Here is a 15,270-nt window from a genome sequence, read left to right as displayed (position 1 = left end):
CGAGAGAAGCAACGCTTATCGGCGAACGGCTAGAGTACACAGCCATGTCCGCGATCACGGTCGACAACGTGACGAAATCCTACGGCCGGACGCTCGCACTCGAGGAGTTGTCGTTCGAGGTTCGTGAGGGCGAAGTGTTCGGCTTTTTAGGGCCGAACGGAGCCGGCAAGTCGACGACGATCAACATCCTGCTCGATTTCATCCGGCCGACGAACGGACAGGTTTCCGTCCTCGGAATGGACGCCCAGGCCAATAGCCGCGAAATCCGCTCGCGGACCGGCGTCCTCCCCGAAGGCGTCGAGGCCTACGACCGCCTGACCGCGCGCCAACACCTCGAGTTCGCCATCGACTCGAAAGGTACAGACGACGACCCCGCAGACCTCCTTGAGCGGGTCGGTCTCGCCGACGCAATCGACACGAAAGCGGGCGGCTACTCGAAGGGGATGGCCCAGCGACTGATGCTCGCGATGGCGCTGGTCGGCGACCCCGACCTCCTCATTCTGGACGAGCCCTCGACCGGCCTCGACCCGAACGGCGCGCGCGAGATGCGCGAAATCGTCCGCGAGGAAAACGCCCGCGGCGCGACCGTCTTCTTCTCGAGTCACAGCATGGAGCAGGTCGAAGCCGTCTGTGACCGGGTCGGCATCCTGCGCGAGGGTGAAATGGTCGCCGTCGACTCCGTCTCCGGACTGCGCGACTCGATTAGTGGCGGAACCACACTCGAGATCGTCGTCGACCGAATCGATGACGACGCATTGGGAGCGGTTCGAAGCCTGCCCGACGTGACCGATGCCACCGCTGACCGCGATGAGCTGCCGACGCTCACCGTGCAGGTCGAGGGCTCGAAAACCGCCGTTCTCGGCGAACTCGAGGACCGCGGCATCGACGTGCAAGACTTCTCGACTTGGGAGGCAAGCCTTGAGGACGTGTTCCAGTCGTATACGACCGATGCGGGAACGGAGGTGCAGGCGCGATGAGTACTGAGACAGAAACGGGCGCGGGAACGGCTGAGACGGAGCCGGAACAGTCCTCGAGCGCGCTCGATATCAACCCTGAAAGCGTCCTCGCGGTGGCGCGAAAGGACTTGCAGGATTCGATTCGCTCGTGGCTGTTCTGGTTCCTCAGCGCCTTTTTCTTCATCCTGCTGGTCACGCTGACGGGCGCGATTGCCTACTTCGATGGTGATGCGATTCTGGCTGAGGGGGCAACGACCGATGTGCTCATCAGTCAGGTCTTCGGCGTCGGCTCGTTCATTATCCCCGCAATCGCAATCGTGCTGGGCTGGAAGGCAATCGTCGGCGAGCGTGAATCCGGGAGTATCAAGATTCTACTCGCGCTTCCCCACTCTCGAGCCGACGTCATTCTCGGGAAGCTCATCGGTCGCTCGAGCGTCCTCTCGCTCTCGCTCATCATCGGCTTCGTCCTCGCGGCGATTCCGGTCGCCGTCTTGCTCGGCACGTTCGACGTGACCGACTACCTCGGCTTGCTGTTGATCTCGGTCCTGTACGGCATCGCCTACACGAGCGTCACCATCGCCGTGTCCTCGCTGCTTCGCTCGACGACGTTTGCCGCCGCCGCAGCCTTCGGCGTCTTCGCCCTGTTTTACGTCTTCTGGGGCGCCGTCGTCGGCGTCGTCGGCATGTTGATCTCCTACGACTACCTCCCCGAGAGCGACACACTCCTCGAGGCCGCGATGTTCTATCAGAGCCTCAATCCGAACGCCGCGTACGCGAACGCGCTCTCGTTTGTCACGTCGGCTCCTAATCTCGATGACGAAAGCGTCGCCATGCTCGAGCTGTTCTTCGACGGTTCGCTTCCGTTCTACCTGCAAGACTGGTTCGCCTTTATCGTCCTGCTGTGCTGGATCGTCGTCCCAATCGCCCTCGCGATCTATCGGTTCAATCGCGTCGACCTCTGAGACGGTCTGCTATCTGAGTTTCCAGTCCAAGCGCAGGACAGTTTGTGGTCGGGCTGAAATTGACTGGCAGTAGTCTGTCTGTGGGGTTTGTGTCTCAGTTCCTCGAGGAGCCGAACGCTTATGCAAATCGTCCTCCAAGAACAGTATATAATGGCCAGTTCAGCGAGCGACGGTGACGTTCAAGACAGCGAGATCCGTCTCTGGCGAGAAGACGGCCAGTGGATCGCCACAGATCTCGAGACTGGCGTGACGAGTCAGGGGTCGTCTCGCGATGTCGCCCTGAAAAACCTCGATGAGGCGCTTGCGCTTCACAACGGCGACCGAGGCCGAGAGCCGACGAAGGACGACCTCCACGAACTGGGAATCGATCCCGCGGACAATACGACCGGCGACCAAGAGCCGCCAGACGTCCTCGAGTAGGATGGCACGACGGACGTTCTCGGGTGCGGAAGTCGTGAAAGCATTAGTCAACGCGGGGGGCTTCGAGTGGCGTCGAACAACCGGCGATCATGCGCAACTGTACTACGAACACCCAACGAACGAGGACGACCGTCGACGGGTGACGGTTCCGCTGCACGACGAACTCCGGACAGGGACACTCAGGTCAATCGCAGACAGTGCCGGTGCACGGGACTTCGAAGAGTTCTGTGCGTGGATTGAGCGCAATTCATAGTTCGTTCACACAGAACGGTGGTGTTCATCGATCACTCGAGCGAAATCCCTTTCTCTCCTACCAACTCCCGAAACTCGTCTTCGTCGATGATCGGAACGTCGTTATCATCGGCATCATCGCGTTTCGACTGGCCCGGATTTGTGCCGACCACGAGGTAGTCCGTATTCCCCGAGACGCTGCCCGTCGCGTTCGCGCCGTGGGCCTCGACCGTTTCTTGGGCCTCGCTTCGGGTCACGCCCTCGAGCGAGCCCGTAAAGACGAAGGTGAGTCCCTCGAGTTCGTCGCCGCCTGCGTCCATCTCGGCCTCCTGCGGTGAGACGTGCTCGAGGATGTCGTCGACGGCCGCTGCGTTGGCCTCGCTCGTGAAAAAGTCGTGAATCTGCTGGGCGACCGTTTCCCCGACGTCGTCGACGCCCTCAAGTCGCTCGGGGTCGGTCTCAGAAACCTCGCGAACCGCCGCGAAGGAGCCAAAATCGCGGGCTAGTTCGCGAGCCGTCGCGGGACCGACGTGGGGAATGCCGAGTGCCGAGAGGAAGTCCGGAAGCGGCGGCTCCCGGGCGTCCTCGAGTTCCGAGAGGAGGTTGTCGGCGCTCGTCTCGCCCCAGCCCTCGAGTGCGGTGAGTGCCTCGCACTCGAGGGCGTAGAGGTCTGCGACCGACTCGAGTAAGCCGGCATCGACGAGTTGGCGGACGCTCTGTTCGCCCAGTCCCTCGAGATCGAGGCCGTCGTCGCTCGCGTAGTACTGGATCGAGCGCCGCAGTTGGGCGTCGCAGGCCAGCCCGCCGGTACAGAACGCCATCGGCCCGTCGCGTTCGATGGCGCTGTCACAGACGGGGCAGTGCTCGGGGAGTTCGTAGTGGCTCTCCGGCTCGTTCGCCGCCCCCTTCTCGACGACCTCCTCGACGTAGGGGATCACGTCGCCCGCGCGCTGGACGCGGACCGTATCGCCGATGTCGACGTTCTTTTCGGCGATCTCCTCGGGATTGTGCAGGCTCGCTCTCGAGACCGTGACGCCGCCGACGTCGACCGGCTCGAGCAGGGCGACCGGCGTCACGCGACCCGTGCGGCCGATCTGGACGGCCACGTCTGCGATTGGGGTCACCTCAGCCCGGGCTGGGAACTTGTAGGCGAAGGCGTAGCGGTCGTGGCGTGCGGTCCGACCCAGTTCTTCGCGGGCCGCGCGGTCGTCGACTTTGATGACCGTGCCGTCGATTTCGTAGTTCAAGTCGTCGCGCATCTCGAGCATGTGGTCGCGGTACTCGAGTGCGCCGTTGATTGCGTCTCGCGGCTCGTCACCGCTCGACTGATCCGCGGAACGTGGTTCCGCGCTGTCGATATCGCCTGCGAACTCCACGTGATCGGTCACGCGAAGTCCCCACTCGGGGAATCGCTCGAGTTCCGCGCTGTGGCTGTCCTCGAGATCGCTGGCCTCGAGCACGTCGAAGTAAAAGACATCGAGCGGGCGCTCGGCGACGACGGCGGGGTCGAGTTGGCGGATGGTGCCGGCGGTCGCGTTCCGCGGGTTCGCGAAGGGTTCTTCGCCGCGCTCGATGCGTTCGCGGTTGTACGCCTGAAAGGCGTCTTTAGGCATGTAGACCTCGCCTCGCACCGCGAGGAAGTCGGGGTAGTCGCCGTGGAGTTTCTGGGGCACCGAGCCGATGGTGCGGGCGTTCCGTGTCACGTCGTCGCCCTCGCGGCCGTCCCCGCGCGTGACTGCGCGCTCGAGACTGCCGTTTTCGTAAACGAACTCCATCGAGACGCCGTCGAATTTGGGTTCGCAGACGTACTGAACGTCACCGACTTCTCGTCGAACGCGTTCGTCGAACTCTCGCACGTCCGCGGCCTCGCCGCTCTGGTCGATTGAGAGCATTGGCGCAACGTGTTCGACGGTGTCGAACGCCTCGAGTGGCTCGCCCCCGACGCTTCGGGTCGGGCTGTCCGGATGGGTGCAGTCGAAGGCATCCTCGAGGTCCTGCAGGCGGGCAAAGAGTGCGTCGTAGGCCCGATCCGCAATGAGCGGGTCGCTTTCGACGTAGTACCGGCGGTCGTGTTCGCAGATGGCCTCCCGGAGCAGGTCGACTTGCTCACGGGCGTCCTCGTCCGCGAGGTCGTCGACCGGTTCGAAGTCAGTCGGCGGATCTCGCAGGTACGGGTTCTCGTCCACGTTTTCGTCGGCGAGAGACATTCGTTGCTCGAGGATTTCGGTGCCGTCCAATTAACGGTACCGTCGTCGGCTGGCCTCTCATACTGGCCGGTATTCAGGAGTCTTAACTCCAGGGGCTGTCGCCGACTTCCGACCGGACCATCGGCCCGACGCGGACGCGACAGTCCGCCTGCGGCATGGCGATGCACAAGAGGACGTAGCCGTCGGCTCGCTCGCGTTCCGTCAAGGCCGCGGGCTGGCGTCGGTAGTCGAACGCTGCTGCAGCGTCGTTGCTCTCATCGCCGCCCTCGAGTCCGACCACCTGGCCAACACAGGTGATACAGGTCCCTTTCCGGCAGTCCGCCGGCAGTCGAATCCCCTCGTGCCCGGCCGCCTCGAGGACCGACTCTCGAGGCGAGACCGAGATCGTTTCGGCTCGGCCGTCCGGCCACTCGAGGGTGATCTCGTATGTGGTCATGGCTTGCCCTCGTCCCTGGCTCCGAGATACTCGAGGTGGTCCATACCCGTGTTACGGAATTGGGCGAGAAAAGGCTGGAGGTGGCGACTGCAGCGGTCGCACCTACCGTTTCGCGTTTGGTTACCAAGGAATACCCAGTCTTTACCCGCACCCGTCCCGTACGTAGAGGGAGATGGGAGAGGGAGAATTCGGACTGGTCGATCTCGAGGAGGTCGACACGCCGGGCGACGAATGGGAAGAGATAGACGTTTCAGAGACCGAGGCGGACAGGATCGCCCGCAAGCGCGACCGCAAGTTCGAACAGTTCGAGGAGCGGATCAAAGATGCCGATCAGTTCAAAGTCGAGCAGTCGGTGTTCGACGACGCGACGCTGGCGGCGCTGTATAAGCTCGTCCAGGACGGCTACGTCGAGGCCTTCGGCGGCCCGCTTTCGACGGGCAAGGAGGCAAACGTCTATCACGCGCTGGGTGACGACCGCGACGTCGCGGTCAAGATCTACCGGATCAACGCCTCGAACTTCCGCCAGATGCGCGACTACCTCGAGGGCGACCCGCGATTCGAGGGCTTAGGCGGCAAGAAAAAAGATGTCGTGCTCGCCTGGACGAAAAAGGAACTGGCGAACCTGCGGCGCGCCGAAAAGGCTGGCGTCCGCGTCCCGGAGCCACTCGCCACCGAGCGCAACGTCCTCGTCATGGAGTACATCGGCAACGAGGAGGGCCGCGCAAAGCGCCTCGGCGAGGTCACCATCGAGAACCCCGAAACCGCCTACGAGGTCATGCGCGAGTACATGCGCCGACTCTACTCCGCAGGCATCATCCACGGCGACCTGAGCGAGTACAACGTCGTCTTCGACGAGGGCCAACTCGTCATCATCGACGTCGGCCAGGCCGTCACCGTTCACCACCCCAACAGCCGCAACTTCTTAGAACGCGATTGTGAGAACGTCGCGAGTTTCTTCTCGCGACAGGGCCTCGAGACCGACGCCGACGAACTGCTCGAGTTCGTTACGAGTCCGGAGCCCGATCCCTCTCGAGACTGACGATGAAGGAGTATCCGACCGTTCCGTCGGTCGAGGCTGCTCCGGACGGTCTCGTTGATGTCGGACACCTGTGGCTGCTCGAGAAGATCGATGGCGTACACCTCCGATTCCAACTCCAGCAGTCGGGGCTCATCCGATTCGGCGACCGAAACGGTGTCTACGACGATGCCGACGACGTGCCCGATTCTGCCCAGCACGCCGTTCGATACGTCCGGGACCACCTCGACCGCGAGGCGCTCCGGAACGCAGTCGACGACGTCGAAGATGTCGTCTTCTTTGGCGAGGCGACCAGCTATCAGACGGTCGCCTACGACTGGGATCGTATCCCGTCGTTTCTCGGGTTCGACGTCTGGTCGGCCGACACGGAAACATTCCGCCCGCCGGACGCAGTTCATGCGATCTTCGATGGGATCGGACTCGAGTCGGTGACCGTCTTCGAACGGGAACGGCGCGCACGCGATTTCGACCCTGAGTCGTACACGATTCCACAGTCGGCGTGGTACGATGGACCAGCCGAAGGCGTCGTGATCAGAGATAAACAAGGCCGGCGTGCGAAACTCCTCCATCCCGATGCTGGGGACGCTGACGCGCCGACTCCGGTCGATGTGACCGCCGAGAAACTGGCGGCGCAGTATGCGACCCGGGACCGACTCGAGCGACTCGCGACGCAACTCGAGGACGACGGTCGAGCCGTGACGTTCGAGACGCACTACGAGCGCGTTCTCGAGGACATCCTTCGGGAGGCTCACGGACGGCTGTCCCACGGCGAGCACACTCTCGAGATGAGCGAGTTTCGCGCCGAGGTCGGCGCGCTCACGCGAGCGTTTCTCGACGAGCGGACGGACGGGACGTAGCAGCGTTTGGGCAGGGCAAAACACTCTTTATTGGCCCGAACTGATATCAACTCGATGACGGCCGCTCTCGAGTCGTCCGATGGCGTTATCTCTTCAATCACCTGAAAACATTTACGGCGAACCCGACACGGTCACGGTATGGAGCGACGGCGGATTCTGGCTGCCATCGGGGTCGGTGGGGCTATCGGACTCGCAGGCTGTTCGAGCGCGTTCGACGGCAGTGACGAACTCCCGGACGACCCACCCGCCGATGCGCCGGCCAGCGACTGTCCCGAAACGGATGTCGAGCCACCGACGACTCTCTCGAGCAGCGCCCTCGAGCCGTTCGTCGAAGCGTTCGAAGCGGACTACATCCCGACGACCGCGGCGGAGAACGCTAGACGGAGTGGCTTCGTTGAGGAGACACGGACCGCCGTCGAAACAACCGTTGCACGAATCGACGCCAGCGTGAGCTTTTCCGGGGCTAGCTGGGACGGGAAAATGCTGATTCGGCCGCCAAACGAGGGAGATCCCGGTGTGGTTGACGAGAGCGGCGGCAGTTCCGTCGAGGGAGTTGACGAGAACGACACCGACGTCGAGCGCGTCTCGACCTCGGACGACCAACTTTCGGACGCTGCACAACTCGTCGAAACGATCAACGCCGTCGTCGAAACCGGCGAGTCACGAACCGTCACCGACGCTGACTCGCTGGAACGACTGCTGAACGCAGGCGACTTCAGCGACGACTTCCTGCTCAAGCACGACGGTCACATCCTCTCCGTCGAAAACGACGCCTCTCAAGCGGAGTTCCACGGTGACTGGATCGCCGCCTATCTGTTCACGGACGAGGCCGTCTACCGGACGACACAGTGGCCCGAGGACCGTGCTACGCTCGAGAGCAACCCAATCGACGTTCCCGACGACGAGTGGAAGCGCCTCGAGTGTTGGTCGTGACCGTGGCTCAAGCCGAATCGGCCGGATGAACCGGTGCGTCCCGTCGCAAGCTGTGCGCACTCAAGGCGGGCTATAACAGACGTTGACGAACTGCTCGAGTTCGTCACGAATCCGGAGCCAGATCCCTCTCGAGACTAAGTTCAAGTGTTTTAGTCAGTTGTAACTCTGTACACGAGAGTGGGCGTTTGGAGGCGATCCATGCAGCGAAGATGTGCATGACTATCGACCGTCCCACCAACATAGTCATGCAATGGAGACCGTGATTCCCCACTCCCAATCAAGCCCAAGATAGTTTTCTTCAATAAAGCGATAGTCATCAGATGGCAAACACTGGCGACTGGTTGAAGAACCGAAAATAGAGTACGTCTCTTGTACCGTTTCGTCTGGGTCCATCGAGAGAACGACACCACTCAGATGGTACCCAACCGAACGAGGAAGACGCCAGCATCCATGTATTGGTTCATCGGGAATAAGTTCTGTTCCACTGCGATCAGTCTCTTCTGCTGGGACACGGTCGTCATCGTCAATTACTGGAAGCCAACTACTCGTGTCGTTGGGAACAAGATAGATCGAACTTGACTCCGTGGGAGAATAGGCAGAGAACGGCGGCGTGAGTCCAAATTGGAACCGTTGCTCGACAGCAGCGGTATTCGTCAATGCAATAGTGATTTGTGCGGGATTGTCGTCTGAGAAGCCTTGCTCAAGCGAAACTGCAATTGAGACATCACGCTCGTCAGCAACTGAATCCGCTTCAACCGAGATTTCCGGCGTTCGTACCGCAGTTCTGGATTGTACCGAAAGCCCAAAGCCAGAAACCGATGCCAGCCCGAGACCACCCACTGAAAGGAGCGAACGTCGCTTCATGTATTTTACACTGAGTCATGTCGTTTATAAATTTCGTCCTTGGTGATTACCCTTCTGCGAATACGTCGAAGATATCCGAGTGAGAGAGGTGTTCAAGACAATTTCGTGCTCGAGCACCCCTCCGATGTCTGTTGACAACGAAGGCAAGTGGAAGCGCCTCGAGTGTTGATCTTGACTATGTCTCGAGCGCGAATCCACCCGGATCGGCTGGACGGACCGGTGCGTCCGGTTACAAACTGTGCGCACTCGTTCTCTTCGTTGGGCTCTCTGTGATGGCCCGCAATCTCAACAAGCTACTCGACTAGGCAGGCGCTTTGAGTATCTCACCGGCGTCAAACTCGACGGAAGATTCAATGGCTCCGGATTCGAAGCGTAATGTGATGACGGCCGCTCTCGAGTGGCAGTGGCGCTGGCTCCCATCCTCGAGAGCGGATAGTATCGTTGCGGCGGGCGACGCGGCCTAACCCGTCACCCGTGGCGACGGCTGCTCCCTCCGTTCGTTTTCTGCTGTCTTGTCTGCCAGCCACTGCAGTCGCATCTACTCAAGACGAATGTCTGAGAACCCAACCCACGACGACGAATCGAATTCGAACCAACACACCGATCCAGCGCACGGAGCCGACTCGAGCGACGACGACTTCATCGTCACCCCTTACGCCGTCTCCGGCGAGGTCGACTACGAGAAACTGCTCGAGCGCTTCGGCGCTAACACACTGACGGACGCCCAGATTGCCCGCTTTCCCGATCACCCGCTGCTCCGGCGACGGACGTTCTACGCCGGGCGGGACGTTGATCGCTATCTCGAGGCCGCCGAAGTTGGCGATCCACATGCGCTTGTCACCGGCCGCGGGCCATCGGGGCCGATGCATCTTGGTCACGTCCTGCCGCTGTATCTCGCGAAGCGCTTTCAGCGGGAAACCGGTGCGACGGTCTACATTCCGCTTTCGGACGACGAGAAGTTCCTTGCGAAAGCTCAGTCGTTCGAGTCCATCGGCAAGCACACGCGCGACAACCTTCGGGATATTCTGGCGGTCGGCTTCGACCCCGAGCGCACGCGGATCGTGGTCGACACCGCCGATGCGGACGTGATCTATCCGATTGCCACCCGCCTCGCGAAACATCTGACGCCCGCGACCATCGAGGCCGTCTACGGCGAGCAAGATTCGGTTGGCTTGCAGTTCTACCCTGCCGTACAGGCGACGCACCTCCTGCTTCCGCAACTCGTGGCGGGCCGACAGCCGACGCTCGTCCCTATCGCCATCGATCAGGACCCCCACGTCCGTGTCTGTCGCGACGTGGCCGCCAAGGAGGCGCTGCCCGTCGACAAACCCGGTGCGCTGCTCGGACGCTTTCTCCCGAGTCTCGAGGGGCCGGGAAAGATGAGCGCCTCCGACGACGCGGCGTCGATTGACCTGACTGACGATCCCGACACTGTCGCCAAGACGATCCGCACGCACGCCTACACGGGCGGACAGGCGTCGCTCGAGGCCCACCGCGAACGAGGCGGCGATCCAAGCGTCGACGTGCCGTTCCAGTACCTGCGATTCTTCTTCGAGGCTGACGACGCCGAACTCGAGCGCATCGCAGAACAGTACCGGTCGGGCGAACTCCTGAGCGGCGAGTTGAAAGAAATCGCAATCGAGCGGATCACGGACTTTCTCGGGGCACACCAGCGCCGCCGGGCAGAACTGGGCGATCTCGAGGACGAACTCGAGCCCTACCGACTCACTGACGGGGAGCGCAAGCAGGCGCTCGAGCGTGCCGGCGTTCCATCGTCGCCGTTCTGACCCTCCCGCGGTGCCACCGTCCGAACGAATTAGTACCTCGCCCGCGGGCGTTGACGTATGAACATCGGGATCATTGCCGATACGCACGACAACGTCGAGGCAGCCGAGCGAGCGGCCGAAATCTTCACCGAGGAGGGTGTCGAGATCGTCATCCACTGCGGCGATTTCATCGCCCCGCCGCTCCTTCCCGCGCTCGAGGGGTTCGAAGTCCACGGCGTCCTCGGGAACAACGACGGCGAGATTTCGGGGCTCGAGGCGGCGTTCGACGCCCTCGGGAACGAAAGCGAACTCCACGGCCGATTTGCTGCACTCGAGTTCGATGGGCTCTCGTTTGCGGTGTTGCACGGCGAGTCGAAAGCCGAAGTCGAGGCGCTCGCGGCCGCCGAAACGTACGATTTCGTCTGCTATGGGCATCATCACGAGCGCGAGGTGACGGAAGTAGGGGGAACGACGCTGCTTAATCCCGGCGGACAGTTCCCGACGATTCCGGCGGACCATCGCACTGTTGCACTCGTCGACACGCTCGATGAGTCCGTCCGATTCCGGTCGGTTCTCGAGTGAGCGCATGTGTGAGTGTCCCAGTGAGTCGTTCTGCCTACTTGGGACCAAGGTCTTAACCCCTCCCAGCCAGTAGCGTCTTCTATGCAACACGTGAAGATTCCGCAGGACCGGATTGGGGTTCTTATCGGCCAGGGCGGTGAGACGATGCGCGAAATCGAAGCCGAAGCTGAGGTGCGACTCGATATCGACTCGGAGAACGGTTCGGTTGCAGTCGAAACCGTCGGCGATCCCGTTCTCGGTCTCAAAGGGCCAGAAATTGTCCAGGCGATTGGGCGTGGCTTCGCCCCGGATGCGGCACTCCGACTGCTCGAGGATGAGATGATGATGTTCGACGTCGTCGACATTGACGCTGCCTCGAGAAACAAGAACGACCTCCAGCGACAGAAGGGCCGTCTCATCGGTGAAGACGGGCGAACGCGAGAGCTGATGGAGGAACTCGCCGGTGCCGACATCGTCATTTACGGGACGACGCTCGGCATGATCGGTACGCCGGAGCAGGTCGATGCGGCCCGAACGGCGGCCGAGATGCTGTTGGACGGTGCCCCACACGGTACCGTTTACTCATTCCTCGAGGACCGACACAACGAGATGAAACATCAGGGGCTTCAGTACCATCGCTTCCCCGGGTCGGATTCCGAAGAGGCATAACGCCGAATTGCTGCGATATCGGTACTGATACGATGTTTTCACTGGTATCTTCTGACGTGAGCAACGGCTCGAGTTGGCGTCTGTGATTCCTTGAATACGTGTCTGTCACTCCTCGATGTCGTCCAGTGATTGAATATAAATGCGGCTGACAGGGTTCGGAGGGAACCCGTGCTCTACACTGTCGTCGCGGGATTTCTGACAGCCGGACTCAAAAGATTTATATAGAATCACAATCAATCCTTCAGCTGACTATGGCACAACAGCAGATGGGCAACCAGCCCCTTATCGTCCTCTCGGACGACAGTCAGCGGACGTCCGGCAAAGATGCACAATCGATGAACATCCAGGCCGGAAAGGCGGTTGCTGAGTCCGTTCGGACCACACTTGGTCCGAAGGGGATGGACAAGATGCTCGTCGATTCGTCGGGCAACGTCATCGTGACGAACGACGGTGTCACACTCCTCTCGGAGATGGAAATCGACCACCCGGCGGCCGACATGATTGTCGAAGTCGCCGAAACCCAGGAAGACGAGGTCGGTGACGGCACCACGAGCGCCGTCGTCATCTCCGGTGAACTCCTGAGTCAGGCCGAAGAACTCCTCGAGCAGGATATCCACGCAACCACGCTCGCACAGGGGTATCGCCAGGCCGCCGAGGAAGCCACCGAGGCACTCGAGGAGATCGCCATCGACGTCGACGAAGACGACGAGGAAATTCTTCACCAGATCGCTGCAACGGCGATGACCGGTAAGGGCGCAGAGAACGCTCGCGACCTGCTCTCGAATCTTGTTGTCCAGTCCGTCCAGACCGTCGCGGACGACGACGGCATCGACACGGACAACATCAAAGTCGAGAAGGTTGTCGGCGGCTCCATCGAGAACTCTGAACTCGTCGAAGGTGTCATCGTCGACAAGGAGCGCGTCTCCGAGAACATGCCGTACTTCGCCGAAGACGCAAACGTCGCCGTCGTCGACGGTGCCCTCGAGATTCAGGAGACCGAAATCGACGCCGAAGTCAACGTCACCGACCCTGACCAACTCGAGCAGTTCCTCGAACAGGAAGAGGCACAGCTCAAGGAGATGGCCGAGCAGGTCGCCGACGCCGGCGCTGACGTGCTGTTCGTCAGTAGCGGCATCGACGACATGGCCCAGCACTACCTCGCACAGGAGGGCATTCTCGCCGTTCGTCGCGTCAAATCCAGCGACGTCACGCAACTGGCCCGCGCAACCGGCGCAACGCCAGTCACGTCCGTCGACGACCTGAGCGAGGACGCCCTCGGCTTCGCCGGCAGCGTCGCCCAGAAGGAAATCGCTGGCGACCAGCGCATCTTCGTCGAAGACGTCGACGATGCACAGGCCGTCACGATGATCCTCCGCGGCGGTACCGAACACGTCATCGACGAAATCGACCGCGCAATCGAAGACTCGCTGGGCGTCGTCCGCACCACGCTTGAGGACGGCAAGGTCCTCGCTGGCGGCGGTGCCCCTGAAGTCGAACTCTCGCTTGCACTGCGTGACTACGCCGACTCCGTTGGTGGGCGCGAACAGCTCGCCGTCGAAGCCTTCGCCGACGCACTCGAGGTCATCCCACGCACGCTGGCCGAGAACGCAGGCCTCGACCCAATCGACTCGCTCGTCGAACTGCGCGCCGACCACGACGGTGGCAACGAGGCAGCCGGTCTCGACGCGTTCACCGGCGACACGATTGACATGGCCGAAGAAGGCGTCTACGAGCCACTGCGCGTCAAGACCCAGGCAATCGAATCCGCGACCGAAGCCGCTGTCATGCTGCTTCGCATCGACGACGTCATCGCAGCCGGCGACCTCGCCGTCCAGGACAACGACGACGAGGATGAGATGCCACCGGGCGGCGGTGGCATGGGCGGTATGGGCGGTATGGGTGGCGGCATGGGCGGCATGATGTAACTGGTCCGGCCAGCTCACACCACCCACTGACACCGCGTTCCCAGTCGACTCGAGACGACAGCGTACCGGCCCACCTGCCGAAGCGATTTTTTATAGAGTGCTCGCACGTCGAGCAGTGACTCCCTACTCACTCGCTCCGCCGCGCTGACGCTTGAACGCCGCTCGAGCGTCGGGGCCGTCGTCGGATGACAGCACCAGCATGAGTTTGATCCGTGCTTTCCAGGGCGGCAGGTTGCCGGCCGGAATCGCACCGTGATCGCGCAGCGTCTGGCCACCGCCGGGGCCGCCGTACCGCGCGGCGACACCACCTTCGAAACAGCGCGTCGCCACGACGACAGGGAGACCCGAATCAACGAGGTCACCGACCGCATCGCCTATTTCCGGCGTCGTGTTCCCGATCCCGCTCGCCGCCAGCACGATCCCGTCGACGCCGTCCTCGCGTGCACGCTCGAGTGCGCGACTATCCACGCCTACCCCGGTGGTGTGGACCTCGACTCGAGCAGTTGGTTCGACGGCCGGCAACGAGACGGACTCACTTGTCGGCTCGCGTGTGAGCGCGAGTCCATCAACTGTGAGTTCCGCGACGGGGCCTGAATCAGGCGAGGCGTACGCGTCCGGGCGACTCGAGCGCGCTTTCGTCACCCACCTGGCGGCGTGGATCTGGTCGGCGAACGCGACATACACGCCGGATTCGAAGCGCTCATCAGCTGCCGTTTGGACGGCTGCGAGGAGGTTCGCCGGTCCATCTGCGCCGGGTGCGTCGGCCGGTCGCTGTGCGCCAGTGAACACGACGGGAACGGATTCCTCGAGCACTAAATCGAGGAAGTACGCTGATTCCTCCATCGTGTCCGTGCCGTGGGTGACGACGACGCCATCGACGCCGTCGGCGGCCGCCTGCTCGACCCCCTCGAGCATCGAGCGGACGTTCGCCATCGAAAGGTGAAAGCTCAGTTCGTCACAGACCGACTCGACGTCCACGGTGGCACTGTCCTCGAGTTCGGGTACCGCGTCGACGAGCTCTGTCCCGCTTTTTCCAGGCGTCGCACCGTTTGGGCCTGCTGTCGATGCAATCGTCCCGCCGGTACTCAGCACGCGAACGTGTGGCATACGCATCCTTCTCGGTCCAGGTACTTTGAGTACCTACTGTCCGCTCGAGCGAGGATAGTTCGGAGACAGTCTGATGTGGCCATATGAAACGACAACTGAGGATAGTTTCACCGGGCAATACCAAAATAAATTGGCCTCAGATACATAACCTATGCAGTGGAACGTAGCAACTGGCCACGCAGGCACCAACAGGGAAAGATTGCGGCGTGTGCGTTCCATCGATCGGAACAGGACTTCAACTGGTGTTCGCTGTGGCCGGTGTCACTGCCGAGTGAACGATTTTGTCTTGTGTCTCGCGGCTAGTGAGCACTGCCACCCGGTTGTAGTGGCTTGCGTTCAG

At 61.8% G+C, this 15,270-nt stretch carries 15 protein-coding genes; 11 read left to right on the top strand and 4 right to left on the bottom strand.

Going from position 1 to position 15,270, the window contains the following annotated elements:
* Nucleotides 1-44: 44 nt before the first annotated feature.
* The 4 genes from B2G88_RS12990 (at nucleotide 45) to B2G88_RS12975 (ending at nucleotide 2,591) form a co-directional block, all read left to right on the top strand.
* On the top strand, nucleotides 45-977 hold the full coding sequence (locus tag B2G88_RS12990) for an ABC transporter ATP-binding protein (RefSeq protein WP_054863709.1): 933 nt from the start codon (nucleotides 45-47) through the stop codon (nucleotides 975-977).
* A complete protein-coding gene (locus tag B2G88_RS12985; protein ID WP_087715012.1) occupies nucleotides 974-1,918 on the top strand; it encodes an ABC transporter permease in 945 nt (314 codons plus the stop codon). Before B2G88_RS12990 ends, B2G88_RS12985 begins: the two co-directional genes overlap by 4 nt.
* 150 nt (nucleotides 1,919-2,068) lie before the next feature.
* Nucleotides 2,069-2,338 carry a type II toxin-antitoxin system HicB family antitoxin gene (locus tag B2G88_RS12980; RefSeq protein WP_054863713.1) on the top strand — a complete coding sequence of 90 codons (270 nt, stop codon included), beginning with the start codon at nucleotides 2,069-2,071 and terminating at the stop codon, nucleotides 2,336-2,338.
* Nucleotide 2,339: 1 nt separating this feature from the next.
* Entirely contained in the window at nucleotides 2,340-2,591 is a 252-nt protein-coding gene (locus tag B2G88_RS12975; RefSeq protein ID WP_054863708.1) for a type II toxin-antitoxin system HicA family toxin, read from the top strand.
* Between the two features lie 31 nt (nucleotides 2,592-2,622).
* Here B2G88_RS12975 and ligA read toward each other — a convergent pair whose 3' ends face one another.
* Nucleotides 2,623-4,776: an NAD-dependent DNA ligase LigA gene (ligA, locus tag B2G88_RS12970; protein ID WP_087715356.1), complete on the bottom strand. Its 2,154-nt coding sequence runs from the start codon at nucleotides 4,774-4,776 to the stop codon at nucleotides 2,623-2,625.
* Nucleotides 4,777-4,858: 82 nt separating this feature from the next.
* Nucleotides 4,859-5,212: a 2Fe-2S iron-sulfur cluster-binding protein gene (locus B2G88_RS12965; RefSeq protein WP_087715011.1), complete on the bottom strand. Its 354-nt coding sequence runs from the start codon at nucleotides 5,210-5,212 to the stop codon at nucleotides 4,859-4,861.
* Between the two features lie 172 nt (nucleotides 5,213-5,384).
* On the opposite strand from B2G88_RS12965, the gene rio1 reads away from it, so the two are divergent.
* The 3 genes from rio1 to B2G88_RS12950 all read left to right on the top strand — a co-directional run bounded on the left by rio1 (nucleotide 5,385) and on the right by B2G88_RS12950 (nucleotide 8,038).
* Entirely contained in the window at nucleotides 5,385-6,251 is an 867-nt protein-coding gene (gene rio1, locus B2G88_RS12960; RefSeq protein WP_087715010.1) for a serine/threonine-protein kinase Rio1, read from the top strand.
* Nucleotides 6,252-6,253: 2 nt separating this feature from the next.
* On the top strand, nucleotides 6,254-7,105 hold the full coding sequence (locus tag B2G88_RS12955; RefSeq protein WP_054863707.1) for an RNA ligase family protein: 852 nt from the start codon (nucleotides 6,254-6,256) through the stop codon (nucleotides 7,103-7,105).
* A 138-nt stretch (nucleotides 7,106-7,243) separates the two neighbouring features.
* Nucleotides 7,244-8,038, top strand: a complete 795-nt coding sequence (locus B2G88_RS12950) for a hypothetical protein (RefSeq protein ID WP_054863706.1) — start codon at nucleotides 7,244-7,246, stop codon at nucleotides 8,036-8,038.
* A gap of 243 nt (nucleotides 8,039-8,281) precedes the next feature.
* Here the strand turns inward: B2G88_RS12950 and B2G88_RS19185 are convergent, their stop codons facing one another.
* Nucleotides 8,282-8,902: a hypothetical protein gene (locus tag B2G88_RS19185; protein ID WP_140408868.1), complete on the bottom strand. Its 621-nt coding sequence runs from the start codon at nucleotides 8,900-8,902 to the stop codon at nucleotides 8,282-8,284.
* Between the two features lie 551 nt (nucleotides 8,903-9,453).
* Between B2G88_RS19185 and B2G88_RS12945 the strand changes: the two genes are divergently transcribed.
* The 4 genes from B2G88_RS12945 (at nucleotide 9,454) to thsA (ending at nucleotide 13,823) form a co-directional block, all read left to right on the top strand.
* On the top strand, nucleotides 9,454-10,689 hold the full coding sequence (locus B2G88_RS12945) for a tryptophan--tRNA ligase (RefSeq protein WP_087715009.1): 1,236 nt from the start codon (nucleotides 9,454-9,456) through the stop codon (nucleotides 10,687-10,689).
* 57 nt (nucleotides 10,690-10,746) lie between these two features.
* Nucleotides 10,747-11,250: a metallophosphoesterase gene (locus B2G88_RS12940; RefSeq protein WP_054863705.1), complete on the top strand. Its 504-nt coding sequence runs from the start codon at nucleotides 10,747-10,749 to the stop codon at nucleotides 11,248-11,250.
* A gap of 81 nt (nucleotides 11,251-11,331) precedes the next feature.
* Nucleotides 11,332-11,898, top strand: a complete 567-nt coding sequence (locus tag B2G88_RS12935) for a KH domain-containing protein (RefSeq protein ID WP_087715008.1) — start codon at nucleotides 11,332-11,334, stop codon at nucleotides 11,896-11,898.
* Between the two features lie 266 nt (nucleotides 11,899-12,164).
* Nucleotides 12,165-13,823: a thermosome subunit alpha gene (gene thsA / locus B2G88_RS12930; protein ID WP_087715355.1), complete on the top strand. Its 1,659-nt coding sequence runs from the start codon at nucleotides 12,165-12,167 to the stop codon at nucleotides 13,821-13,823.
* Between the two features lie 123 nt (nucleotides 13,824-13,946).
* Here the strand turns inward: thsA and B2G88_RS12925 are convergent, their stop codons facing one another.
* On the bottom strand, nucleotides 13,947-14,930 hold the full coding sequence (locus tag B2G88_RS12925; protein ID WP_054863704.1) for an asparaginase: 984 nt from the start codon (nucleotides 14,928-14,930) through the stop codon (nucleotides 13,947-13,949).
* Nucleotides 14,931-15,270: the final 340 nt, after the last annotated feature.

Origin of the sequence: Natronolimnobius baerhuensis (assembly GCF_002177135.1) — an archaeon.
Taxonomy (GTDB): domain Archaea; phylum Halobacteriota; class Halobacteria; order Halobacteriales; family Natrialbaceae; genus Natronolimnobius; species Natronolimnobius baerhuensis.
The sequence above is the reverse complement of the archived record's forward strand: the minus strand, read 5'-3'. Positions and strand labels throughout refer to the sequence as shown.